At 60.3% G+C, this 23723-nt stretch carries 21 protein-coding genes; 10 read left to right on the forward strand and 11 right to left on the reverse strand.

Features of this window, described 5'->3' with window-relative positions:
• From dnaA to gyrB, 4 genes are read left to right on the forward strand one after another with little or no spacing between them, the layout of a single operon-like run.
• A complete protein-coding gene (gene dnaA / locus C4J93_RS00005; RefSeq protein ID WP_124360574.1) occupies nt 1-1506 on the forward strand; it encodes a chromosomal replication initiator protein DnaA in 1506 nt (501 codons plus the stop codon).
• 38 nt (nt 1507-1544) lie between these two features.
• Nucleotides 1545-2648, forward strand: a complete 1104-nt coding sequence (dnaN, locus tag C4J93_RS00010; RefSeq protein ID WP_124365235.1) for a DNA polymerase III subunit beta — start codon at nt 1545-1547, stop codon at nt 2646-2648.
• Nucleotides 2649-2668: 20 nt separating this feature from the next.
• Nucleotides 2669-3772, forward strand: coding sequence for a DNA replication/repair protein RecF (recF, locus tag C4J93_RS00015; RefSeq protein WP_124360576.1), 1104 nt, complete (start codon nt 2669-2671; stop codon nt 3770-3772).
• 4 nt (nt 3773-3776) lie between these two features.
• Nucleotides 3777-6194 (forward strand): DNA topoisomerase (ATP-hydrolyzing) subunit B, encoded by a 2418-nt coding sequence (gene gyrB / locus C4J93_RS00020; RefSeq protein WP_124360577.1) that lies wholly within the window; start codon nt 3777-3779, stop codon nt 6192-6194.
• Between the two features lie 92 nt (nt 6195-6286).
• On the opposite strand, the gene C4J93_RS00025 is transcribed toward gyrB, so the two are convergent.
• Entirely contained in the window at nt 6287-7009 is a 723-nt protein-coding gene (locus C4J93_RS00025) for a response regulator transcription factor (protein WP_124428251.1), read from the reverse strand.
• 371 nt (nt 7010-7380) lie between these two features.
• On the opposite strand from C4J93_RS00025, the gene C4J93_RS00030 reads away from it, so the two are divergent.
• The gene (locus C4J93_RS00030; protein ID WP_124428252.1) at nt 7381-8985 is read left to right on the forward strand and encodes an ATP-binding protein; all 1605 of its coding nucleotides are present in this window, start codon (nt 7381-7383) and stop codon (nt 8983-8985) included.
• A gap of 180 nt (nt 8986-9165) precedes the next feature.
• Here C4J93_RS00030 and C4J93_RS00035 read toward each other — a convergent pair whose 3' ends face one another.
• From C4J93_RS00035 to glyQ, 4 genes are all read right to left on the reverse strand, one after another.
• Entirely contained in the window at nt 9166-9936 is a 771-nt protein-coding gene (locus tag C4J93_RS00035; RefSeq protein ID WP_124365238.1) for a 1-acyl-sn-glycerol-3-phosphate acyltransferase, read from the reverse strand.
• 82 nt (nt 9937-10018) lie between these two features.
• Nucleotides 10019-10558 carry a D-glycero-beta-D-manno-heptose 1,7-bisphosphate 7-phosphatase gene (gmhB, locus tag C4J93_RS00040; protein ID WP_177412761.1) on the reverse strand — a complete coding sequence of 180 codons (540 nt, stop codon included), beginning with the start codon at nt 10556-10558 and terminating at the stop codon, nt 10019-10021.
• The gene (gene glyS / locus C4J93_RS00045) at nt 10558-12612 is read right to left on the reverse strand and encodes a glycine--tRNA ligase subunit beta (protein ID WP_124428253.1); all 2055 of its coding nucleotides are present in this window, start codon (nt 12610-12612) and stop codon (nt 10558-10560) included. Before glyS ends, gmhB begins: the two co-directional genes overlap by 1 nt.
• Nucleotides 12609-13562: a glycine--tRNA ligase subunit alpha gene (glyQ, locus tag C4J93_RS00050; RefSeq protein ID WP_003187265.1), complete on the reverse strand. Its 954-nt coding sequence runs from the start codon at nt 13560-13562 to the stop codon at nt 12609-12611. The genes glyS and glyQ overlap by 4 nt, the downstream gene beginning before the upstream one ends.
• Nucleotides 13563-13643: 81 nt before the next feature.
• Here glyQ and C4J93_RS00055 point away from each other — a divergent pair, with 81 nt between their 5' ends.
• Nucleotides 13644-14201 carry a DNA-3-methyladenine glycosylase I gene (locus C4J93_RS00055; protein WP_124428254.1) on the forward strand — a complete coding sequence of 186 codons (558 nt, stop codon included), beginning with the start codon at nt 13644-13646 and terminating at the stop codon, nt 14199-14201.
• Nucleotides 14202-14241: 40 nt separating this feature from the next.
• Nucleotides 14242-15129 (forward strand): lysophospholipid acyltransferase, encoded by an 888-nt coding sequence (locus C4J93_RS00060; RefSeq protein WP_014716285.1) that lies wholly within the window; start codon nt 14242-14244, stop codon nt 15127-15129.
• A 134-nt stretch (nt 15130-15263) separates the two neighbouring features.
• On the opposite strand, the gene C4J93_RS00065 is transcribed toward C4J93_RS00060, so the two are convergent.
• The 5 genes from C4J93_RS00065 to def form a co-directional block, all read right to left on the reverse strand.
• Nucleotides 15264-15575 (reverse strand): hypothetical protein, encoded by a 312-nt coding sequence (locus C4J93_RS00065; protein ID WP_124428255.1) that lies wholly within the window; start codon nt 15573-15575, stop codon nt 15264-15266.
• Between the two features lie 16 nt (nt 15576-15591).
• A complete protein-coding gene (gene trkA, locus C4J93_RS00070) occupies nt 15592-16965 on the reverse strand; it encodes a Trk system potassium transporter TrkA (protein WP_124360585.1) in 1374 nt (457 codons plus the stop codon).
• Between the two features lie 22 nt (nt 16966-16987).
• The gene (gene rsmB / locus C4J93_RS00075) at nt 16988-18298 is read right to left on the reverse strand and encodes a 16S rRNA (cytosine(967)-C(5))-methyltransferase RsmB (RefSeq protein ID WP_124428256.1); all 1311 of its coding nucleotides are present in this window, start codon (nt 18296-18298) and stop codon (nt 16988-16990) included.
• Nucleotides 18295-19248, reverse strand: a complete 954-nt coding sequence (fmt, locus tag C4J93_RS00080) for a methionyl-tRNA formyltransferase (RefSeq protein ID WP_124408697.1) — start codon at nt 19246-19248, stop codon at nt 18295-18297. The genes rsmB and fmt overlap by 4 nt, the downstream gene beginning before the upstream one ends.
• A gap of 69 nt (nt 19249-19317) precedes the next feature.
• Entirely contained in the window at nt 19318-19824 is a 507-nt protein-coding gene (gene def / locus C4J93_RS00085; protein WP_005783383.1) for a peptide deformylase, read from the reverse strand.
• Between the two features lie 135 nt (nt 19825-19959).
• On the opposite strand from def, the gene C4J93_RS00090 reads away from it, so the two are divergent.
• From C4J93_RS00090 to C4J93_RS00100, 3 genes are all read left to right on the forward strand, one after another.
• A complete protein-coding gene (locus C4J93_RS00090) occupies nt 19960-20736 on the forward strand; it encodes a peptidoglycan-binding protein (protein ID WP_124428257.1) in 777 nt (258 codons plus the stop codon).
• Between the two features lie 63 nt (nt 20737-20799).
• Nucleotides 20800-21903 carry a DNA-processing protein DprA gene (gene dprA / locus C4J93_RS00095; protein WP_124428258.1) on the forward strand — a complete coding sequence of 368 codons (1104 nt, stop codon included), beginning with the start codon at nt 20800-20802 and terminating at the stop codon, nt 21901-21903.
• A 70-nt stretch (nt 21904-21973) separates the two neighbouring features.
• Nucleotides 21974-22531 (forward strand): L-threonylcarbamoyladenylate synthase, encoded by a 558-nt coding sequence (locus C4J93_RS00100; RefSeq protein ID WP_124428259.1) that lies wholly within the window; start codon nt 21974-21976, stop codon nt 22529-22531.
• A gap of 105 nt (nt 22532-22636) precedes the next feature.
• Here C4J93_RS00100 and C4J93_RS00105 read toward each other — a convergent pair whose 3' ends face one another.
• Entirely contained in the window at nt 22637-23614 is a 978-nt protein-coding gene (locus C4J93_RS00105) for an NADPH:quinone reductase (RefSeq protein ID WP_124428260.1), read from the reverse strand.
• Between the last annotated feature and the right edge of the window lie 109 nt (nt 23615-23723).

Raw genomic sequence — 23723 nt, forward strand, 5'->3', positions numbered from 1 at the left:
GTGTCAGTGGAACTTTGGCAGCAATGCGTGGAGCTTTTGCGCGATGAGCTGCCTGCCCAGCAATTCAACACCTGGATCCGTCCGCTACAGGTCGAAGCCGAAGGCGACGAGTTGCGTGTCTACGCGCCCAATCGTTTTGTTCTCGACTGGGTCAACGAAAAGTACCTGAGCCGCGTTCTCGAATTGCTCGACGAACATGGCAACGGCATCGCGCCCGTGCTCTCCTTATTAATAGGCAGCAAACGCAGCTCCGCACCTCGCGCTGCTCCGAATGCGCCATTGGCCGCGGCTGCTTCCCAGTCCCAGGCTGCACCGGTTGCCGCTGCCCCTGCGCCGACGCCTTCCAAGTCTTCCGCGCATAAAAATGCATTGGAGAACGAAGAGCCGTCCCGTGACAGCTTCGACCCCATGGCAGGTGCCAGTTCTCAGCAAGCTCCCGTGCGTGCCGAGCAGCGCACTGTGCAGGTTGAAGGCGCGTTAAAGCACACCAGCTATCTGAACCGCACCTTTACCTTCGAGAATTTTGTCGAGGGTAAATCCAACCAACTGGCCCGTGCGGCCGCCTGGCAAGTGGCCGACAACCCCAAGCACGGTTACAACCCGCTCTTCCTTTATGGCGGGGTTGGCTTGGGTAAAACCCACTTGATGCACGCTGTGGGTAACCACCTGTTAAAGAAGAACCCGAATGCCAAGGTGGTCTACCTGCACTCGGAACGCTTCGTGGCCGACATGGTCAAGGCCCTGCAGCTCAACGCCATTAACGAGTTCAAGCGTTTCTATCGCTCCGTTGATGCGTTGCTGATCGATGACATTCAATTCTTCGCGCGCAAGGAACGTTCCCAGGAAGAGTTTTTCCATACGTTCAACGCGCTGCTCGAAGGCGGACAGCAGGTCATCCTCACCAGTGACCGTTACCCCAAAGAGATCGAAGGCCTGGAAGAGCGCTTGAAATCGCGATTCGGCTGGGGGTTGACCGTTGCTGTAGAGCCACCCGAGCTGGAAACCCGCGTCGCGATCCTGATGAAAAAGGCCGACCAGGCCAAAGTCGATCTGCCCCACGATGCCGCATTCTTTATCGCCCAGCGTATTCGTTCCAACGTGCGTGAGCTGGAAGGCGCGCTCAAGCGGGTTATCGCGCACTCGCACTTCATGGGCCGTGACATCACCATCGAGCTGATTCGCGAATCCCTGAAAGACTTGCTGGCACTGCAGGACAAACTGGTGAGTGTGGATAACATCCAGCGTACCGTTGCCGAGTACTACAAGATCAAGATTTCCGACCTGCTATCCAAGCGCCGTTCGCGTTCGGTAGCGCGCCCGCGCCAGGTGGCCATGGCCCTCTCCAAGGAGTTGACCAACCACAGTCTGCCGGAAATCGGCGATGTGTTTGGCGGTCGCGACCACACCACGGTTTTGCACGCGTGCCGCAAGATCAACGAACTTAAGGAATCCGACGCGGATATTCGCGAGGACTACAAGAACCTGCTGCGTACACTGACTACGTGATGACACCAGCGCAGCTTATTAAGGCAAGGGACTAGACCATGCATTTCACCATTCAACGCGAAGCCCTGTTGAAACCCCTGCAACTGGTCGCAGGCGTCGTCGAGCGCCGACAGACCTTGCCGGTGCTGTCCAACGTACTGCTGGTGGTCGAAGGCCAGCAGCTGTCCTTGACCGGTACCGACCTGGAAGTCGAACTGGTTGGCCGCGTGCAGCTCGAAGAACCCGCCGAACCCGGCGAAATCACCGTGCCGGCGCGCAAGCTGATGGATATCTGCAAGAGCCTGCCGAACGACGCGCTGATCGACATCAAGCTCGACGAGCAGAAGTTGGTGGTCAAGGCAGGTCGCAGTCGTTTCACCTTGTCGACCTTGCCGGCCAATGATTTCCCTACGGTTGAAGAAGGCCCGGGTTCGCTGACCTGCAGCTTGGAGCAAAGCAAGCTGCGTCGCTTGATCGAGCGCACCAGCTTCGCCATGGCCCAGCAGGACGTGCGTTACTACCTTAACGGCATGCTGCTGGAAGTGTCCGAAGGCATCATCCGTGCTGTGGCAACTGACGGCCACCGCTTGGCGATGTGTTCGATGCGCGCCGATATCGGCCAACCGGATCGTCACCAGGTCATCGTGCCGCGTAAAGGCATCCTCGAGTTGGCGCGCTTGCTCACCGAGCCGGATGGCAACGTCAGCATCGTCCTGGGGCAACACCACATCCGCGCGACTACCGGCGAATTCACCTTCACCTCCAAGCTGGTTGACGGCAAATTCCCGGATTACGAGCGCGTACTGCCTAAAGGCGGTGACAAGCTGGTGCTCGGCGATCGCCAGGCCCTGCGTGAGGCATTCAGCCGTACGGCCATTCTTTCGAACGAGAAGTACCGGGGTATTCGTCTGCAATTGGCCAACGGTCAGTTGAAGATCCAGGCCAACAACCCGGAGCAGGAAGAAGCCGAAGAAGAAGTGGGCGTTGACTACAACGGCGGTTCGCTGGAAATCGGCTTTAACGTGAGCTACCTGCTGGACGTGCTGGGTGTGATGACCACCGAACAGGTTCGCCTGATTCTGTCGGACTCCAATAGCAGCGCGCTGGTACAAGAATCCGATAACGACGACTCGGCTTACGTTGTTATGCCGATGCGCCTGTAATCATGCTCAGCAGAAGCTAGATGTCCCTCAGTCGCGTCTCGGTCACCGCGGTGCGCAATCTGCACCCGGTGACCTTCTCCCCTTCCCCTCGCATCAATATTCTCCATGGCGCCAATGGCAGTGGCAAAACCAGCGTGCTGGAAGCCATCCACCTGCTGGGCCTCGCCCGTTCCTTCCGCAGCGCCCGCCTGTTACCAGTGATTCAATACGAGCAGCTGGCGTGCACGGTATTTGGCCAAGTTGAATTGGCCGAGGGTGGACACAGCGCCCTGGGGATATCCCGCGATCGCGGCGGAGAGTTTCAGATTCGCATCGACGGGCAGAATGCGCGCAGTGCTGCGCAATTGGCAGAAATTCTGCCGTTGCAGTTGATCAACCCCGACAGCTTCCGCCTGTTGGAAGGCGCACCGAAGATCCGCAGACAATTCCTCGATTGGGGAGTGTTCCACGTGGAACCGCGTTTCATGGCCACTTGGCAGCGCCTGCAGAAGGCCCTGCGGCAGCGGAACTCGTGGCTGCGGCATGGTACACTTGACGCCGCTTCACAAGCGGCCTGGGACCGGGAACTGTGCCTGGCCAGCGACGAAATAGATGAATACCGCCGTGCCTATATCAAAGCCTTGAAACCAGTCTTTGAGCAGACCTTGAGTGAGTTGTTGGACCTTGAGGGGCTGACGCTGAGTTATTACCGCGGTTGGGACAAGGAACGTGAGCTGAGTGCAGTGCTTGCGACGTCTCTGCAGCGTGATCAGCAAATTGGCCACACCCAGGCCGGACCCCAACGCGCTGATTTGCGCCTTAGATTAGGCGCTCATAATGCTGCGGATATCCTGTCCCGCGGCCAGCAGAAGTTGGTGGTGTGTGCATTGCGTATTGCGCAAGGGCATCTGGTTAGCCAGTCCCGACGCGGCCAATGTATTTATCTGGTGGATGACTTGCCGTCCGAACTCGACGAGCAACACCGCCGCGCGCTATGCCGCTTATTGGAAGACTTACGCTGCCAAGTGTTTATCACCTGTGTAGACCACGAATTATTGAGGGAAGGCTGGCAGACGGAAACGCCAGTCGCTTTGTTCCACGTGGAACAAGGCCGTATCACCCAGACCCACGACCATCGGGAGTGAAGGCATGAGCGAAGAACACACGTACGACTCGACCAGCATTAAAGTGCTGAAAGGTTTGGATGCCGTACGCAAACGTCCCGGTATGTACATTGGCGACACCGATGATGGTAGCGGTCTGCACCACATGGTGTTCGAGGTGGTCGATAACTCCATCGACGAAGCTCTGGCCGGTCACTGCGACGACATCAGCATCATCATCCACCCGGATGAATCTATTACTGTACGCGACAACGGTCGCGGTATTCCGGTAGACGTGCACAAAGAAGAAGGCGTCTCGGCGGCAGAGGTCATCATGACCGTGCTCCACGCCGGCGGTAAGTTCGACGACAACTCCTATAAAGTGTCTGGCGGCTTGCACGGCGTAGGTGTCTCGGTAGTGAACGCTCTGTCCGAAGAGCTGGTTCTCACCGTACGCCGCAGCGGCAAAATCTGGGAACAGACTTACGTCCACGGTGTGCCACAGGAACCGATGAAAATCGTCGGTGACAGTGAAACCACGGGCACCCAGATTCACTTCAAGCCCTCGGCTGAAACTTTCAAGAATATCCACTTCAGCTGGGACATCCTGGCCAAGCGGATTCGCGAACTGTCATTTCTCAACTCCGGTGTTGGCATCGTCCTCAAGGACGAGCGCAGCGCCAAGGAAGAGCTGTTCAAGTACGAAGGCGGCCTGCGCGCGTTCGTTGAATACCTGAACACCAACAAGACCGCGGTCAACCAGGTGTTCCACTTCAACATTCAGCGTGAAGACGGCATCGGCGTGGAAATCGCCCTGCAGTGGAACGACAGCTTCAACGAGAACCTGTTGTGCTTCACCAACAACATTCCCCAGCGCGATGGCGGTACTCACCTGGTGGGTTTCCGTTCCGCGCTGACGCGCAACCTGAACACCTACATCGAAGCGGAAGGGTTGGCGAAGAAGCACAAAGTCGCCACCACCGGTGATGATGCCCGTGAAGGTTTGACCGCGATTATTTCGGTCAAGGTTCCGGACCCCAAGTTCAGTTCCCAAACCAAAGACAAGCTGGTGTCCTCCGAAGTGAAGACCGCCGTGGAACAGGAGATGGGCAAGTACTTCTCCGACTTCCTGCTGGAGAACCCGAACGAAGCCAAGCTGGTCGTCGGTAAGATGATCGATGCCGCGCGTGCGCGTGAAGCGGCGCGTAAAGCCCGTGAGATGACGCGTCGTAAAGGCGCACTGGACATCGCTGGCCTGCCAGGCAAATTGGCCGACTGCCAGGAGAAGGACCCTGCCCTCTCCGAGCTGTACCTGGTGGAAGGTGACTCTGCTGGCGGTTCCGCCAAGCAGGGTCGCAACCGTCGTACCCAGGCTATCCTGCCGTTGAAGGGTAAGATCCTCAACGTCGAGAAAGCACGCTTCGACAAGATGATTTCTTCCCAGGAAGTCGGCACCTTGATCACCGCATTGGGCTGCGGTATTGGCCGTGACGAGTACAACATCGACAAGCTGCGCTATCACAACATCATCATCATGACCGATGCTGACGTCGACGGTTCGCACATTCGTACCCTGCTACTGACCTTCTTCTTCCGTCAGTTGCCTGAACTGATCGAGCGCGGCTACATCTACATCGCCCAGCCGCCGTTGTACAAAGTGAAAAAGGGCAAGCAAGAGCAATACATCAAAGACGACGACGCCATGGAAGAGTACATGACGCAGTCGGCCCTGGAAGATGCCAGCCTGCACTTGAACGACGAAGCCCCAGGCATCTCTGGAGAGGCGCTGGAGCGCTTGGTAAACGACTTCCGCATGGTGATGAAGACACTCAAGCGCCTGTCGCGCCTGTACCCGCAGGAGCTGACCGAGCACTTCATCTACTTGCCGGCCGTGAGCCTGGAACAGCTGGGCGATCATGCTGCGATGCAGGATTGGCTGGCCCAGTACGAAGTGCGTCTGCGCACGGTAGAGAAGTCTGGCCTGGTGTACAAAGCCAGCCTGCGCGAAGACCGTGAACGCAACGTGTGGCTGCCTGAAGTGGAACTGATCTCGCACGGCCTGTCGAACTACGTCACCTTCAACCGCGACTTCTTCGGTAGCAACGACTATAAGACGGTGGTCACCCTCGGCGCGCAATTGAGCACGCTGCTGGACGACGGCGCTTATATTCAGCGTGGCGAACGTAAGAAGCAGGTCAAGGAGTTCAAGGAAGCCCTGGACTGGTTGATGACCGAAAGTACCAAGCGTCACACCATCCAGCGATACAAAGGTCTGGGCGAAATGAACCCGGATCAGCTGTGGGAAACCACCATGGACCCGGCTCAGCGTCGCATGCTGCGAGTGACCATCGAAGACGCCATTGGCGCAGACCAGATCTTCAACACCCTGATGGGTGATGCGGTCGAGCCTCGTCGTGACTTCATCGAGAGCAATGCCTTGGCGGTGTCTAACCTGGATTTCTGATCAGGTACCGGCAAAAACAAAAAGGCCAACGCTAGCGTTGGCCTTTTTTATGGGTGTTTGTTAAGCATTATTGAAATGCTCCACGTGGAACATCATCCCTCGGCGGGCGCCGCCACACTCTCCAACCGATAGCCGTACCCGTAGATCGTCAGCAGCTGCCATCCTCGGTCCGCCGTTAATCCGAGCTTGTTGCGCAAGCGGTAGATATGCGTATCCAGGGGGCGAGACGATGCCATTTCCTCATGGGACCAAAACCGCTCATACAGGTATTCGCGAGACAGTGGCCGCGCCAGGTTGGCAAACAGGCAGCTGGCCAAGCGGTACTCCCGTTCGGTGAGGTTGATCGGTGTGCCGGCGCGCGTGACCGTCAACTCGGCATCATCGAACGTCAGGTCATTGAAGCTTTGGAGTTCATTGCTGGCGGACTTTTGCAGCCCGTGTCGGCGCAGGACAGCGCTCACCCGAGCCTTGAGTTCATTAGGACGAAAGGGTTTGCTGACGTAGTCGTCCGCTCCACTGTTGAGCGCCGTGACGATGTCGCTCTCCGCATCGCGGCTGGTGAGCATGATCACGGCCGGTGGTGACTCCATGTGCTCGCGGGTCCAGCGCAACAACGCAATGCCGCTGATATCCGGCAGTTGCCAGTCGAGTATCAACAGGTCGAAGGTTTCACGGCGCAGTTGGCGCAGCAGGTCCTCGCCGCGCTCAAAACAATGCACGGACCAGGGTTGTTCCGAAGTGCTGGGAATCTGTCGCAGTGTCTGTTCTACCCGTCTCAACTCGGCGGGCTCGTCATCCAGTATTGCGACACGCATGAGTGGATCCTTCCTGCAAAAATACGGCAGCTTAATCAGGGGCGCCTTGTGCACATACACAGGCCCGCCGCTGAATCTGAATAATTATGGGCGGATACAACGAACTCCGAAACTCTGGGTACGCTGATATCAAAGGACCGTAACCAGCGAAAATCCTCGGCCCTCAAGGGGAAGATACCGGCTCCTGGCTATGAGGAAAAGGATCGATATACGCTATGGTGACTACCGGGTCCTCCGGTAAGACCGAAATAAGCTTCACTGGTTTCAGCACCTCTAATGCGTCCCATCGTAACCACCTGGAGGGAGACCGGGCTTATGACAGGTTCATATGACGATCACCGATGTTATGGCGGGCCTGTAGCGGTGGCCCTGTGAAGCTATGGAGTAAAGCTGAAAAACGCCAACCCACCCGGGCGCAGCTGCTGTTCCACGGGCTGGTGCGCGAATGGTTGCTGATTGGCTTGGTACTGTTGCCCTTCACTGCTTACTTATCCTTGAGTCCGGGCCTGGCCCTCAATAACCCGCTCTGCGCGACCGGCTCTACAGCGGGCGTGGAGATCCAGGCCAATGTGCTTAACGGTTTACTGCAGGGGCGCAGCATTGTCGATCTGCCGGGTTGGCTGGCGGCCTTGATGGCTACGTCCGTGGTGGCATTGTTGCTGGGCCTGCTGCTGTATCGCCCGCGTTATGCGCTATGGATGACCCTGGGCTGCATGGCCGCGTCGGTACTGATGTCGTGGGCGTTACTGAGCCTGGGCCATTGGTGGTCGCCTGCGGCCTGCCTGATTGGGTTGTTGCTCAGCTATCTGATCTGGAACTGGCGGCGCCTGAGCGTGATCCTCGCCTACTTCGGCTGGGAACTGGCGCGCCTGGATAACGAACCGAAAGTGTTGCCAGAGCGGCGTCGTGCACCGGCCAGCAAGGGCGATGTGCTTCAGGGGCGCATCTTCGCCCTCGAGCAGGCGGTCAGTCGCACCCGAGATACACGGCGCTTTATGGCGGATGGACTGGAATGCCTGCCGGTCGCAACACTGATCACCGATCCCCAGGGCAGCATCCTGTTGGCCAATCGCGTTGCCCGTGACGTATTCGGCAACGACCTGGTACGCGAAAACCTCCTCGAACAGCTCGCAGACCTGGGTTACCCACCGCTGCATAACGGCGTGCGCCCTGCCCTGTCTGCACTGGAGCTGGTCGAGTTTCGTGATATCCACCAACGCAGCTTGCGCATGGAGCTCGCGCCCTTGCTTCCGGCCGAGGGTGATTTCGCCCTTGGCTGGCTACTGAGCCTCACGGATTTAAGCAAGGAACGCGAAGCGCAACAGCATCGCGAGACCATGCTGCGCTTTCTGTCCCATGACTTGCGCGCACCGCATTCGGCAATTCTTGCGCTGTTGGATGTACACGACAGTAAATCGCCCATCTTTGGCCAGATCGAACAACAGGTCCGACGCGCGCTGAGCCTCACCGAGTCCTTCGTGCAATTGGCGAAAGCCGAGGCTGACGGCTATCAATTCCAACCTACATTGTTCGCCATGCTGGTGATGGATGCTTTCGATCAGGTGGCGGTCCTCGCCCAACTCAAGGGCATTCATCTGGTGCACGATCTGAATGAGGCAGACGAAGGCATGGTGCGCGCCGATCAATCGCTGCTCACCCGTGCGCTATTCAATGTGCTGGAAAACGCGATCAAGTATTCGCCATCCGGCACCACCGTCCGGTTGAGTCATGGCTGTGTGGAGGGTTGGTTGGAATGCCGCATCAGCGATCAGGGGCCCGGAATTGCGCCAGAAGATTTGCCAGAGCTGTTCAACCAATACCGGCGCTTCAATTCGGCCCAAGGCAGTGACGGCCTAGGGTTGGGCCTGACCATGGTGAAGGCCGTCGTAGAACGCCACGGTGGGCATGTCAGCTGTGAAAGTGAGCTGGGTAAGGGCTTGACGTTCATCCTGCAATTGCCACCTTTAGAGGACTGAAAACGATCTTTTCTGCTGTGCATAAAAAACCGGTCACAACGACCGGTTTTTTTATGAAGAAAAAACTTATGCACGTTTTCTGAGATTTTATGCGCTTCAGAAATATGCCTGTAAATCAGCAGGTTACTGAGCAAAAATGCACATTTTCCAACAAACCGTACACAGCTTATCCACAGATGCTCAAATCTCCGGCGTCTCTACCACTACGGGCTCCGGCGGCAACGAACCCATGGCCCGCTGCTGCGCTTCATTCCAGGCAGCGGCGCGGTCATTCAATGCAGCAATGGCACGCGGGCCTTCGCCCTCTGCGTACATGGGCTCGCCGATCACCACGGTAATGGTGCCTGGGCGTTTGGCCCAGCCGGTCTTGGGCCAGAACTTGCCGGCGTTATGGGCTATCGGCAACACCGGCAGATTGGCGTTGACCGCCAGCGCAGTGCCACCTCGGGAGAATTTGCCGACAGTGCCATAAGGCACACGCGTACCTTCCGGGAAGATCAGCACCCAAACGCCATCCTTGAGCAGCTCGTCGCCCTTCTTGGCGACATGCTTGAGCGCCGCCTTGGGATTGTCGCGGTCGATCGCAATCGGGCGCAGCATTGCCATGGCCCAACCAAAGAACGGCACGTAGAGCAGCTCACGCTTGAGCACCTGGCTCAAGGGCGAGAAGTACGCCGAGAGAAAGAACGTTTCCCAGGTGCTCTGATGGTTAGACAGGATCACACAGGGCTGGTCCGGGACGTTCTCGGCGCCCTTGACCTCGAAACGGATGTTCAGAAATACCTTGGACAGCCACAACGCGCAGCGGCACCAATACACATTGATGAAGCGATAGCGCGCCTTGAACGGCAGGAACGGTGCAATAAAAAAGCTCAGGGTGCACCAGAGAAACGAACTGGTGCCCAGCAGCAGGTAAAAGAAAAAGGTTCTGATGGCCTGCAAAATCGACATGGCGGCATTTACCGTTGCGGGACACGGCCCGCCTGTTAAAAGCGCACTCCCGAACAATCCTTGGTCAGGAAGTCGAGGGCGGCTAGTTGTTGATAAGTTCTGCGGCAACCGCCGCCAGATCGTCAAAAATCAAAGTGCCTACCGGCAGGTTTTTCGCCTGGGTCTTTTCGCCTTTCCCGGTCTTTACCAAAACTGGCTGAGAGTCGACGGCTTTGGCCGCCTCCAGGTCACCGAGACTGTCCCCGACGAACCATATCCCAGCCAAGGGCACCTTGTAATGTTCTGCAATGGTTTTCAACATGCCGGGCTTGGGCTTGCGGCAAGCGCAGCCCTCATCCGGCCCGTGGGGGCAGTACACCACCAGCCCCACCTCACCGCCTTGCTCCGCCACCAATGTGCGCAAGCGCGCATGCATGGCGTCCAGGGTGGCAATGTCGTAATAACCGCGGGCGATGCCGGACTGGTTAGTGGCAATGGCCACTGTCCAGCCGGCCTTGCTCAACTGCGCGATGGCCTCGATCGAACCGGGCAGTGGAATCCATTCCGCCACCGACTTGATGTAAGCGTCGGAGTCGTAATTGATCACCCCGTCCCGATCGAGAATCAGCAGTTTCAACATGATCAGCCCAGTACGGAAATGTCAGCGATGTTGATGAACAACCCACGCAGACGCGCCAGCATGGCGTAGCGGTTTTTCCGCACGCCGGCATCTTCGGCGTTGATCATCACCGCTTCGAAGAACGCATCCACCGGCTCACGCAGCGACGCCAACCGCGCCAAGGCTTCGGCGTAGTTACGCTCGGCGATCAGCGGCTTCACGGCGTTTTCCGCCTTGGCGATCGCCGAGTTCAGCGAGAACTCCTTGGCGTCGGCAAACAGACCTGGGTCGACTTCGGCGGTGCCGAGGTTGTCGGCTTTGCTCAGCAGGTTCGATACACGTTTGTTCACGGCGGCCAGGGCATCGGCTTCCGGCAACTTGCGGAACGCCTGTACGGCTTGTACGCGCTGGTCGAAGTCCAGCGCCGAACCCGGTTGCAGGGCACGTACCGACAGGTAGACGGAAACGTCCACGCCTTCGTCTTCGTAACGCGCACGCAGGCGGTCGAACACGAACTCCAGCACTTGCTCGGCGAGGCCCGATTGCTTGACCTTGGTACCGAACTGGCCGACCGCAAACACCACGGCCTGGGTCAGGTCGAGGTCCAGCTTCTTGTCGATCAGGATACGCAGCACGCCCAGGGCCGCACGGCGCAGGGCATACGGGTCTTTGCTGCCGGTAGGCAACATGCCGATACCGAAGATACCGACGAGGGTGTCCAGCTTGTCGGCGATGGCCACGGCCGCACCGGTCAGGGTGCTTGGCAGCTCGGCACCGGCACCACGCGGCATGTACTGCTCGTTCAGCGCCAGGGCCACGTCGTTGGGTTCGCCGTCGTTGAGGGCGTAGTAGTAACCGGCGACGCCTTGCATCTCAGGGAATTCGCCGACCATCTCGGTAGCCAGGTCGCACTTGGACAGCAGGCCTGCGCGTGCGGCCCAGGCGGCGTCGCCACCAATGCGCGGCGCGATGTAGGCCGCCAGCTTGGAAACGCGCACGGCCTTGTCGTAGACGCTGCCGAGTTTTTCCTGGAACACCACGTTTTGCAGGCGCAGGTTGAAGTCTTCGAGCTTCTGCTTCTTGTCTTGCTTGAAGAAGAACTCGGCGTCAGTCAGGCGCGGACGCACGACTTTTTCGTTACCGGCGATGATCTGCTGTGGGTCCTTGCTCTCGATGTTGGCCACGGTGATAAAGCGCGGCAGCAACTTGCCATCCACATCCAGCAGGCAGAAGTACTTCTGGTTGTCCTGCATGGTGGTGATCAGCGCTTCCTGTGGCACATCGAGGAAGCGTTCTTCGAACGAGCAGACCAGCGGCACGGGCCACTCAACCAGGGCGGTCACTTCGTCGAGCAGGCTTGGCGGCACGATGGCGGTGCCTTCCTGCAGGCGAGCCAGCTCTTCGGTGCGCTTGCTGATCAGCTCGCGACGCTCACTGGCATCGGCCAGCACGTAGGCGGTGCGCAGGTCATCGAGGTAGCTGGCCGGCGAGGTGATGCGCACGCTCTGCGGATGGTGGAAGCGGTGGCCACGGGAATCGCGGCCGGCCTTCTGGGCGAGGATGGTGCACTCGATGACCTGGTCACCGAGCAGCATCACCAGCCACTGGGTTGGGCGTACGAACTCTTCCTTGCGAGCACCCCAGCGCATGCGCTTGGGGATTGGCAGGTCGTTCAGGGAGTCTTCGACGATGGTCGGCAACAGGCTGGCCGTTGGCTTGCCGGCGATGACCTGGCTGAAACGCAGTTTCGGGCCGCTCTGGTCAATTTCGCTCAGCTCGACGCCGCACTTCTTGGCAAAGCCCAGTGCTGCCTGAGTCGGGTTGCCGTCGGCGTCGAACGCGGCCTGACGCGGCGGGCCATCGAGGTTGATATTGCGGTCCGGCTGCTGGGTTTCCAGCGCGGTGAGCAATACCGCCAGGCGGCGTGGCGCGGCGTAGACCTTTTTCGCGGCGAACTTCAGGCCAGCGCTGTGCAGGCCTTTTTCGATACCGGCCAGGAACGCATCGGCCAGGGTGTTCAGTGCCTTGGGTGGCAGCTCTTCGGTGCCCAGTTCAACCAGGAAATCTTGAGCACTCATTGTGCAGCCTCCAGCTTAGCCAACACTTCATCACGCAAATCCGGGGTTGCCATCGGGAAGCCCAGCTTGGCGCGAGCCAGCAGGTAGGCTTGGGCGACGGAACGCGCCAGGGTGCGTACACGCAGGATGTATTGCTGGCGCGCGGTTACCGAGATGGCACGGCGCGCGTCCAGCAGGTTGAAGGTATGGGACGCCTTCAACACCATTTCATAGCTTGGCAACGGCAGCGGCTGGTCGAGCTCGATCAGGCGCTTGGCTTCGCTTTCATAGAAGTCGAACAGTTCGAACAGCTTGTCGACATTGGCGTGTTCGAAGTTGTAAGTGGACTGCTCCACTTCGTTCTGGTGGAACACGTCGCCGTAGGTAACCTTGCCGAACGGGCCGTCAGCCCACACCAGGTCGTAGACCGAGTCCACGCCTTGCAGGTACATGGCCAGGCGCTCGAGGCCGTAGGTGATTTCGCCGGTCACCGGGTAGCACTCGATGCCGCCCGCTTGCTGGAAGTAGGTGAATTGCGTCACTTCCATGCCGTTGAGCCACACTTCCCAGCCCAGGCCCCAGGCGCCAAGGGTCGGTGATTCCCAGTTGTCTTCGACGAAACGGATGTCGTGGACCAGTGGGTCCAGGCCGACATGTTTCAGCGAGCCCAGGTACAGTTCCTGGAAGTTGTCCGGGTTGGGCTTCAATACCACCTGGAACTGGTAGTAATGCTGCAGACGGTTCGGGTTCTCGCCGTAGCGGCCGTCAGTCGGGCGACGACTGGGCTGCACATAAGCGGCGTTCCAGGTTTCCGGGCCGATGGCCCGCAGGAATGTAGCGGTGTGGAAAGTGCCGGCGCCTACTTCCATATCGTAGGGCTGAAGTACCACACAACCTTGCTCGGCCCAGTATTGCTGGAGGGCGAGGATCAAGTCTTGGAAGGTACGCACGGCTGGCGTAGGCTGGCTCACGAAATTCACCTGTTACTTGGGCTGCGATTTAAAGAGCGGGAGTATACCCGATTCGGCCCTGCCACCACTCCCTGGAGCCTTATGCCACGCTGCTTTTGGTGTTCTGAAGATCCGCTGTACATGGCTTATCACGATCAAGAGTGGGGAACGCCGCTGCGCGATGCGCAGGGTTTGTTCGAGTTGCTTTTGCTCGAAGGGTTCCAGGCGGGCCTGTCCTGGATCACCGTTTTACGCAAACGCGAGCATTACCGGAAGGTCTTGTTCGGCTTTGATGCGCAGCGCCTGGCGAAGCTGACCGACGCTGAAATCGAAGCGCTGATGCAAGACCCGGGCATTGTGCGCAACCGTCTGAAGCTCAACGCCACACGCCGCAATGCCGCAGCCTGGCTGGCGCTGGAAGACCCGGTAGGTTTGCTCTGGTCGTTCGTCGGCGGCGTGCCCAAGGTCAATCACTTCAAGGATCGCAGCGAAGTCCCGGCGATTACGCCCGAGGCGCAAGCGATGAGCAAAGCCTTGAAAAAGGCCGGCTTCACCTTTGTCGGGCCGACCATCTGCTACGCGTTCATGCAGGCCTCGGGCATGGTCATGGACCACACTCAGGACTGCGACCGTTACGCGGACCTGGTCAACGCCGGTTAGAATGCGCGCTTTGCGTACCACACACGATCAGGAGTGACCTGTGGAAAAGTTTAAAGGCGCCTTGCTGGTAGGCGCTCTTCGGTTGTTTGCTCTGCTGCCCTGGCGCGCCGTACAGGCCGTCGGCACGGGCATCGGCTGGATCATGTGGAAAACCCCCAACCGCTCCCGCGACACGGTGCGGATCAACCTGTCCAAATGCTTCCCGGACATGGACCCGGCCGAGCGCGAGCGCCTGGTGGGCCGCAGCCTGATGGACATCGGCAAGTCATTGACCGAAAGCGCCTGCGCCTGGATCTGGCCGGCCCAGCGTTCCATCGACCTGGTGCGCGAAGTCGAAGGCCTGGAGGTGCTGCACGAAGCCTTGGCATCGGGTAAAGGCGTGGTGGGCATCACCAGCCACCTGGGCAACTGGGAAGTGCTCAACCATTTCTATTGCAGCCAGTGCAAACCGATCATTTTCTATCGCCCGCCCAAGCTCAAGGCGGTCGACGAGCTGTTGCGCAAGCAACGCGTGCAACTGGGCAACCGCGTGGCGGCGTCCACCAAGGAAGGCATTCTCAGCGTGATCAAGGAAGTGCGCAAAGGCGGCCAGGTGGGGATCCCTGCCGACCCCGAGCCGGCTGAATCCGCCGGGATCTTCGTGCCGTTCTTCGCGACCCAGGCGCTGACCAGCAAGTTCGTACCGAACATGCTCGCGGGCCACAAGGCGGTCGGCGTGTTCCTGCACGCCCTGCGCCTGCCGGACGGCTCAGGCTACAAAGTGATTCTGGAAGCGGCCCCGGAAGACATGTACAGCACCGACACCGCCACGTCCTGCGCGGCGATGAGCAAGGTAGTGGAACGGTACGTCGGCGCCTACCCGAGCCAGTACATGTGGAGCATGAAGCGCTTCAAGAAACGCCCGCCGGGCGAGGCGCGGTGGTACTGATTCACCGCTGACTCAAACACAACACAAAACAATGTGGGAGGGGGCTTGCTCCCGATGGCGGTGGTTCAGTCAACCATGCATAGACTGACACACCGCTATCGGGAGCAAGCCCCCTCCCACATTTTGATCTGCGTTCAGGCTTGGCGGTCGAGTTTCTTCAGGAACACCGTCATCTCTTTTTCGGCCTGTTTGTCACCATGGGCCTGGGCCGCCTGTAAGCCTCTTTCCCACGCGTCTCGTGCGGCAGCGTTATCACCCTGCCCCAACTGCGCCTTGCCCAACAACTTCCAGGCCGCCGAATACTTAGGGTCGAACTCGACACATATCTGTAGGTGCTCCGCCGCCTTGGCGTGGTCCTTCAGATCCAGATAACCCTTGCCCAAGCCAAACCGTAGCAGCGAATTATCCGCACCCTTGGCGAGCATTTTCTCCAGGGATTCGAGCATGTCAGTCACTCCTTGATTAGAAAAAGCTCAACCCCACGTGGAACAGCTTCTCCACATCGCGTATATGTTTCTTGTCCACCAGGAACAGGATCACATGGTCACCGGTGGCGATCACCGTATCGTCGTGGGCGATGATGACTTCTTCATCGCGAATGATCGCGCCGATGGTGGTGCCGGGTGGCAAGCCGATATCACGGATCGCCCTGCCGATGACCTTGCTCGACTTGGAGTCGCCATGGGCAATCGCCTCGATCGCCTCTGCCGCGCCACGGCGCAGGGAGTGCACGCTGACGATGTCGCCACGGCGCACATGCGCGAGCAACGTGCCGATGGTCGCCAATTGCGGGCTGATGGCGATGTCGATATCGCCGCCCTGGATCAGGTCGACATAGGCCGGGTTGTTGATGATGGTCATCACCTTCTTCGCTCCCAGCCGCTTGGCCAGCAGCGAGGACATGATGTTGGCCTCGTCATCGTTGGTCAGCGCCAGGAAGATATCGGCGTCGGCGATGTTTTCTTCCATCAGCAGGTCGCGATCCGAAGCGCTGCCTTGCAGTACGACGGTGCTGTCGAGGGTGTCGGACAAATGCCGGCAGCGCGCCGGGCTCATCTCGATGATCTTCACCTGATAACGGCTTTCGATGGCCTCGGCCAGGCGCTCGCCGATCTGCCCGCCGCCTGCGATGACGATGCGTTTATAGGTTTCATCGAGCCGGCGCATTTCGCTCATCACTGCACGAATATTCGCCTTGGCCGCGATGAAAAACACTTCGTCATCGGCTTCGATCACGGTGTCGCCCTGGGGCAGTATCGGCCGGTCACGGCGGAAAATCGCCGCTACGCGCGTCTCCACATTCGGCATGTGTTCGCGCAGTTGGCGCAGTTGCTGGCCCACCAGCGGGCCGCCGTAGTAGGCCTTTACCGCGACCAGCTGCGCCTTGCCGCCGGCGAAGTCGATCACCTGCAAGGCACCCGGAATTTCGATCAGGCGCTTGATGTAGTGAGTGACCACCTGTTCCGGGCTGATCAGCACGTCCACCGGAATGGCATCGTTGTCGAACAGGCCGGCGCGGGTCAGGTAGGCCGCTTCGCGGACACGGGCGATCTTGGTCGGGGTGTGGAACAGCGTGTGGGCGACCTGGCAGGCGACCATATTGGTTTCGTCGCTATTGGTGACCGCCACGAGCATGTCGGCATCGTCGGCGCCGGCTTGGCGCAGCACGGTCGGGAACGACGCACGGCCTTGTACCGTGCGGATGTCCAGGCGGTCGCCCAGGTTGCGCAGGCGCTCGGCATCGGTGTCGACCACGGTGATGTCGTTGGCTTCACTGGCCAAATGTTCAGCCAGCGTGCCACCGACCTGCCCTGCCCCAAGGATGATGATTTTCATCCGGTCACTCCCTTAAACCCATTCAGCCGCGCGCGGCGGCAATCTTGATCAGTTTGGCGTAGTAGAAGCCGTCGTGCCCGCCTTCCTGCGCGAGCAGTTGCCGGCCGTGCTGTTGCTTGATGCCGGCCGTGGTCGCAAGGTCCAGTTCCCGCGCGCCGCTGGTGCGGGCAAGGAAGGCTTGGATGACCTCGGTATTCTCGGTGGGCAAGGTGGAGCAGGTGGCGTACAGCAGGATGCCGCCGACTTCCAGGGTCGGCCATAGCGCGTCGAGCAGTTCGCCTTGCAGCACGGCCAGGGCGGCGATGTCGTCGGGCTGGCGGGTCAGCTTGATGTCTGGATGACGACGGATCACGCCGGTGGCCGAACACGGCGCGTCCAGCAGGATGCGCTGGAACGGTTTGCCATCCCACCAGGTGGCGGTGTCGCGGCCGTCGGCGGCGATCAGCTCGGCGCTGAGGCCCAGGCGTGCGAGGTTCTCGCGTACGCGCACCAGGCGTTTGGCTTCCAGGTCGACGGCAACTACACCGCCCAGGTCTTTTTCGACTTCAAGGATATGACAGGTCTTACCGCCAGGCGCGCAGCAGGCGTCCAGTACGCGTTGGCCGGGCGCCAGGTCGAGCAGGTCGGCGGCCAATTGCGCGGCTTCGTCCTGCACGCTGATCCAGCCTTCGGCAAAGCCCGGCAGGCTGCGCACGTCGGCGGCGGCCTCGAGCACGATGCCATCGATGCTGTACACACATGGCGCGGCGTTGATGCCGGCCTCGCTGAGCAATTGCAGATAGGCGTCGCGGCTATGATGGCGCCGGTTGACCCGCAGGATCATCGGCGGGTGCGCGTTATTGGCTGCGCAGATGGCCTCCCATTGCTCGGGCCAGAAGGCCTTCAGGGATTTTTGCAGCCAGCGTGGATGCGCGGTACGCACCACCGGGTCATGTTCCAACTCGGCCAGCAGCGCTTCGCTTTCGCGCTGGGCGCGGCGCAACACGGCATTGAGCAGGGCCTTGGCCCAGGGCTTTTTCAGCTTGTCGGCGCAACCAACCGTTTCACCAATGGCGGCGTGTGCCGGCACGCGGGTGTAGAGCAACTGGTACAGACCCACCAGCAACAGCGCCTCGACGTCAGCGTCCGCCGCCTTGAACGGCTTTTGCAGCAGTTTGGCTGCCAGCGCCGACAAGCGTGGTTGCCAACGGGCGGTGCCGAACGCCAGGTCCTGGGTGAAACCGCGATCGCGGTCTTCAACCTTATCCAGTTGCGTGGGTAACGAACTGTTCAGCGACGCCTTGCCGTTGAGGACGGCGGCGAGAGCCTTGGCGGCAGCCAGACGTGGGTTCATTGGGCGGCCGCCCCGAGTACGCTGCCCAAGGCAAATTTCTCACGGCGGCTGTTGAACAAATCGCTGAAGTTCAGCGCTTTGCCGCCGGGCAATTGCAGACGGGTCAGGCACAGCGCTTGTTCGCCGCACGCCACCAACAGGCCGTCCTTGCTGGCACCGATAATCTCGCCGGGTGCGCCTTTGCCGTCGGCCAGGGTCGCGGCCAACACCTTCAACGCTTCGCCGTTAAGGGTGCTGTGGCAGATCGGCCATGGGTTGAAGGCCCGTACACAGCGCTCCACCTCCACGGCCGGGCGGCTCCAGTCGATGCGGGCTTCGTCCTTGTTCAGTTTGTGGGCGTACGTCGCCAGGCTGTCGTCCTGCACTTCGCCCTCCAGAGTGCCGGCAGCGAGACCGGCGATGGCCTGGATGACGGCGGGCGGGCCCATTTCAGCCAGGCGGTCGTGCAGGCTGCCGCCGGTGTCTTCAGCGGTAATCGGGGTGGTGACTTTGAGCAGCATCGGGCCGGTGTCCAGGCCGGCTTCCATGCGCATGACGGTCACGCCGCTTTCGCTGTCGCCGGCTTGCACCGCGCGCTGGATCGGCGCCGCGCCGCGCCAGCGTGGCAGCAACGAAGCGTGGCTGTTGATGCAGCCCAGGCGCGGGATATCGAGTACGGCCTGGGGCAGGATCAAACCGTAGGCGACGACCACCAGCAGGTCCGGCTTCAGTGCGGCCAGTTCAGCCTGGGCGTCGGCGTTGCGCAGGGTCGGTGGCTGCAGCACGGTAATACTGTGTTCCAGCGCCAGTTGCTTGACCGGGCTGGGCATCAGTTTTTGCCCGCGCCCGGCCGGGCGATCCGGCTGGGTGTACACCGCGACGATTTCATATGGGCTGGCAAGCAGCGCCTTGAGGTGTTCGGCGGCAAATTCGGGTGTACCGGCAAAAACAATGCGCAGTGGCTCGGTCATCGGAGTTCTCGGTTAAAAACAGTCACAAAAGAAAAAGGCTTGCCGCAGCAAGCCTTTGGAAGGAGGGCATCAAGCTTGCTGGCGATGCTTTTTTTCCAGCTTCTTCTTGATCCGGTCACGTTTGAGGGTGGACAGGTAATCGACAAACAGCTTGCCGTTGAGATGGTCGCACTCGTGCTGGATGCACACCGCCAACAGGCCTTCGGCAATCAGCTCGAACGGCTTGCCGTCGCGGTCCAGGGCCTTGATCTTCACGCGAAGGGGGCGTTCGACGTTCTCGTAGAACTCCGGCACCGAGAGGCAGCCCTCCTGATATTCACCCATCTCGTCGGTCAGCGGTTCGAACTCGGGGTTGATGTACACCCGCGGTTCGCTGCGATCTTCGGAGAGGTCCATGACCACGACGCGCAGGTGCACGTTGACCTGGGTCGCGGCGAGGCCGATGCCCGGGGCTTCATACATTGTTTCAAACATGTCATCGACCAACTGACGAACCTTGTCGTCCACTACGGCCACCGGCTTGGCGATCGTGCGCAGGCGCGAGTCGGGAAATTCGAGGATGTTCAAAATAGCCATAAGCGTAATTGCTGCACATGTGAGGTAGAGGCAAATCGGCGGTGGGATGGACCCAGGCAGCCGGTGTGAAACGTTCGAAAGCCGCGAAGGCTATGGCGTTTCACGCGAACGCACATAATAAAGGAGATTGACCCCATGAGGAAATCGCTACTCGTCTTGCTGCTGTGGGCCCCGTTCGCCATGGCGCTGATCCCCCAGCCCGGCCAGCGCCTGGATCCCTCCACGCAAAAGGCTATCCAGGGCTTCTTGCTGCACAACCGCATACTCGACTCGCCCCAGGACCTGGACAACGCGCCCTATATCGTTGCCGCCGATGCCGGGCGCGTGCTGGGCGCCTCGGGTGAACGCATCTATGCCAGAGGCAGCCTGGACCCGACCCAGCCGAGCTATGGGATCTTCCGCCGAGGCAGGGTCTACACCGACCCCAACACTCGAGAATTGCTTGGGGTCAACGCCGACGACATCGGCACCGCGCGCTTTTTGCTGGCCGATGACCTGACCACCCTGGCCGTGCAAAGGGTGACCCAGGAGGTGCGCCCAGGCGACCGTTTGCTGCGCGCCGAACCCGACGTCGGCCTGGCGGACCTGAAAATCCCTGCAACTGCACCCTTCGTTGAAGGGCACATCATCGACATCCCCAAGGGGGTCACGCAGATCGGCGTTCTGGATACGGTAACCCTGAACAAGGGGCGCCGCGATGGCTTGGTCGAAGGCCAATTGCTTACGGTGATCCGGGCTGGCGCCTCGGTGCGCGATGCGCTTACCGGTAGCCCGACCAGACTCCCGGAGGTTCGCGCCGGCACGCTGTTGGTATTTCGCACCTATGAAAAACTCAGCTATGCCCTGGTGCTCAGTGCGTCCCGCTCCCTGGCGGTAATGGACCGTTTCGAGAGCGCCGATCAAACGCAATAAATAGCCTGCTAAATAAGTTACCAACAGAGTTATCCACAGCTTGTTCCGGTCAAGGATGATCATATGTTTCCGATAAACAGCAACGAAATTTCTCCGGCAGAGCTGGAAGCCCGGCTACGCTTGCACAGGCTGCCGGAACTGGGCTCCCAGCGTTTTCGCGTGTTGATCGAGGCGTTCGGCTCTGCTTCCAAAGCCATCAGTGCACCGGCCAGTGCCTGGCGCGCGCTCGGGTTGCGGGCGGTGAGTGCCGATGCCCGGCGCAGTGCCGATGTTCGCGATGGCGCCAGTGCGGCGCTGGCATGGTTGGCCCGCCCGGCCCAGCATTTACTGATGTGGGACCAGCCTGACTACCCTGCACTGCTCGGCCAGATCGACGATGCACCGCCGCTGTTATTCGTTGCCGGCGATCCGACGTTGCTGGAAAAACCGCAGCTGGCCGTGGTCGGCAGCCGTCGTGCTTCCCGCCCCGGCATGGACACCGCCGCCGCCTTTTCCCGCAGCCTGGCCAGTGCCGGTTTTGTCATCACCAGCGGCCTCGCACTGGGCATCGACGGTGCGGCTCACCAAGCCGCATTGGACGTGGGCGGTCATACCATCGGCGTGCTCGGCACCGGCCTGGAAAATTTTTATCCACAGCGCCATAAGACGCTCGCCGCCGCCATGATTGCCCAGGGCAGCGCCGTGGTTTCCGAGTTTCCCCTGGACGCCCCACCCCAGGCCGGTAACTTTCCACGGCGCAATCGCATCATCAGTGGGTTGTCCCTGGGTGTTCTGGTGGTGGAAGCCGGCATGGCCAGTGGTTCGCTGATCACCGCACGCCTGGCCGCGGAACAAGGGCGTGAGGTCTATGCCATTCCTGGTTCCATCCATCACCCCGGCGCCAAGGGCTGTCACCAGTTGATTCGCGATGGCGCGGTGCTGGTGGAAACCATCGAACACATTTTGGAAGGCTTGCGCGGTTGGCAGGCGCTGTCACGCCCGGCGCCGGTGCCGGTGGTGCATCCGCTGGTGGCCCTGCTGCACGCGGCTCCCCATACCAGCGAAGCCCTGGCGATTGCCAGTGGCCGGCCGCTGTCCCAGGTGCTGGCGACCCTGACCGAGCTGGAACTCGAGGGCCAGGTGATCTGCGAAAGCGGGCGCTGGCTGGCGCGCTGCGAGCGTTTGTAGCGGCTTTTGTAGCTGGGTTTTGTAACGAAGATCGGTAAACTGCCCACAGCTTTAGTTCGGAGGGTAAACAATGGTCAACAGGTGGCGTGTGCTGGAAGCCGCACGAGAAATTCGCGCAGGTGCGGTGATTGCTTATCCGACCGAAGCGGTCTGGGGCCTGGGCTGCGACCCGTGGAATGAAGAAGCGGTGGACCGTCTGCTGGCGATCAAGAGTCGCTCAGTGGATAAGGGCCTGATCCTGGTGGCGGACAACATTCGCCAGTTCGACTTCCTGTTCGAAGACTTCCCCGACACCTGGATCGAGCGCATGGCCAGCACCTGGCCTGGGCCGAATACCTGGCTGGTGCCCCATCAGGACTTGCTGCCGCAATGGGTCACCGGTGTGCATGACACCGTGGCGCTACGGGTCAGTGACCATCCATTGGTACGGGATTTGTGCGCCCAGGTCGGGCCGTTGATTTCCACCTCGGCCAACCCCCAGGGCCGCCCGGCCGCGCGTACGCGGATTCGGGTGGAGCAGTATTTCCGTGGGCAAGTGGACCTTGTGCTGGGTGGCGCCCTGGGTGGGCGCAAGAACCCGAGCCTGATCCGCGACCTGGTGACAGGGGATGTGGTGCGACCGTCTTGAGACCGAGTTGCCCCCATCGGGGGCGAGCCCCCTCCCACATTTGATCGGTGTTCGTCATGACGACTCGGTCAAGGGGTGGGAGGGGGCTTGCTCCCGATGACTTGCTTAAGGCAGCAGAATGGTTGAGCCGGTCGTGCGCCGCGCCGACAATTCGGTCTGCGCTTTGGCCGCATCCGCCAGCGCATAACGCTGGTTGATATCAATGCGCACCTTGCCGCTCCTGATCATCGAGAACAGAGCATCGGCCATTGCCTGCAAGTCCTTTGGATTGCTCGCATAGGTCGCCAGCGTTGGGCGGGTGACATACAGCGAACCCTTCGCCGCCAGAATTCCCAGGTTCACCCCGTCCACCGCACCCGACGCATTCCCAAAACTCACCACCAAGCCACGCGGTGCCACGCTGTCCAGCGAGGTCAGCCAGGTGTCTTTGCCAACGCCGTCATACACCACCGGCACCTTTTTGCCGTCAGTCAATTCCAGCACGCGCTGTGCGACACTTTCCTTGCTGTAATCGATGGTTTCCCAGGCGCCCAGGGATTTGGCCAGGGCGGCCTTCTCCGGTGAGCTCACGGTACCGATCAACTTGACGCCCAGCGCCTTGGCCCATTGGCAGGCCAGGGAGCCCACGCCGCCGGCAGCGGCGTGGAACAGAATGGTTTCGCCGCCCTTCAACTCATACGTCTGGCGCAACAGGTACTGCACGGTCAGGCCCTTGAGCATGGCGCCGGCGGCCTGTTCGAAGCTGATCTCGTCTGGCAGGTGCACCAGGTTGGCGGCGGGCAAGACATGCAACTGGCTGTAGGCGCCCAGCGGGCCGCTGCCGTAGGCCACGCGGTCGCCGACCTTGAACTGGCTGACGTCACTGCCCACGGCATCGACCACGCCAGCGCCCTCTGCGCCCAGCCCCGATGGCAAGCTCGGTGGTGCGTAAAGGCCGCTGCGAAAGTAAGTGTCGATGAAGTTCAGGCCAATGGCTTCGTTACGTACCCGAACCTGCTGTGGGCCAGGCTCCGCTGGTGTGTAGTCCACATACTCGAGCACGTCGGGGCCGCCATGGGCGCTGAACTGGATACGTTTGGCCATTTGCCTTCTCCTTGGGTCGAATAATACAAAGGCCCCTATCGGACTCCTAAGCTTGATCTTCGTCAACTGCGACGGCACGGGGTGCGGTGGTATCCTGTGCGCCCATTTG

This window comes from Pseudomonas sp. R2-37-08W, from assembly GCF_003851705.1.
In the GTDB taxonomy this organism is placed as follows: Bacteria; Pseudomonadota; Gammaproteobacteria; order Pseudomonadales; family Pseudomonadaceae; genus Aquipseudomonas.

Bases quoted from the DNA above. Each gene is read 5' to 3' on its own strand.
- dnaN (WP_124365235.1), top strand. From the start codon at position 1,545: ATGCATTTCACCATTCAACGCGAAGCCCTGTTGAAACCCCTGCAACTG.
- recF (WP_124360576.1), top strand. From the start codon at position 2,669: ATGTCCCTCAGTCGCGTCTCGGTCACCGCGGTGCGCAATCTGCACCCG.
- gyrB (WP_124360577.1), top strand. From the start codon at position 3,777: ATGAGCGAAGAACACACGTACGACTCGACCAGCATTAAAGTGCTGAAA.
- C4J93_RS00025 (WP_124428251.1), bottom strand. From the start codon at position 7,009: ATGCGTGTCGCAATACTGGATGACGAGCCCGCCGAGTTGAGACGGGTA.
- C4J93_RS00035 (WP_124365238.1), bottom strand. From the start codon at position 9,936: ATGTCGATTTTGCAGGCCATCAGAACCTTTTTCTTTTACCTGCTGCTG.
- glyS (WP_124428253.1), bottom strand. From the start codon at position 12,612: ATGAGTGCTCAAGATTTCCTGGTTGAACTGGGCACCGAAGAGCTGCCA.
- C4J93_RS00055 (WP_124428254.1), top strand. From the start codon at position 13,644: ATGCCACGCTGCTTTTGGTGTTCTGAAGATCCGCTGTACATGGCTTAT.
- C4J93_RS00065 (WP_124428255.1), bottom strand. From the start codon at position 15,575: ATGCTCGAATCCCTGGAGAAAATGCTCGCCAAGGGTGCGGATAATTCG.
- trkA (WP_124360585.1), bottom strand. From the start codon at position 16,965: ATGAAAATCATCATCCTTGGGGCAGGGCAGGTCGGTGGCACGCTGGCT.
- rsmB (WP_124428256.1), bottom strand. From the start codon at position 18,298: ATGAACCCACGTCTGGCTGCCGCCAAGGCTCTCGCCGCCGTCCTCAAC.
- fmt (WP_124408697.1), bottom strand. From the start codon at position 19,248: ATGACCGAGCCACTGCGCATTGTTTTTGCCGGTACACCCGAATTTGCC.
- def (WP_005783383.1), bottom strand. From the start codon at position 19,824: ATGGCTATTTTGAACATCCTCGAATTTCCCGACTCGCGCCTGCGCACG.
- C4J93_RS00090 (WP_124428257.1), top strand. From the start codon at position 19,960: ATGAGGAAATCGCTACTCGTCTTGCTGCTGTGGGCCCCGTTCGCCATG.
- dprA (WP_124428258.1), top strand. From the start codon at position 20,800: ATGTTTCCGATAAACAGCAACGAAATTTCTCCGGCAGAGCTGGAAGCC.
- C4J93_RS00100 (WP_124428259.1), top strand. From the start codon at position 21,974: ATGGTCAACAGGTGGCGTGTGCTGGAAGCCGCACGAGAAATTCGCGCA.
- C4J93_RS00105 (WP_124428260.1), bottom strand. From the start codon at position 23,614: ATGGCCAAACGTATCCAGTTCAGCGCCCATGGCGGCCCCGACGTGCTC.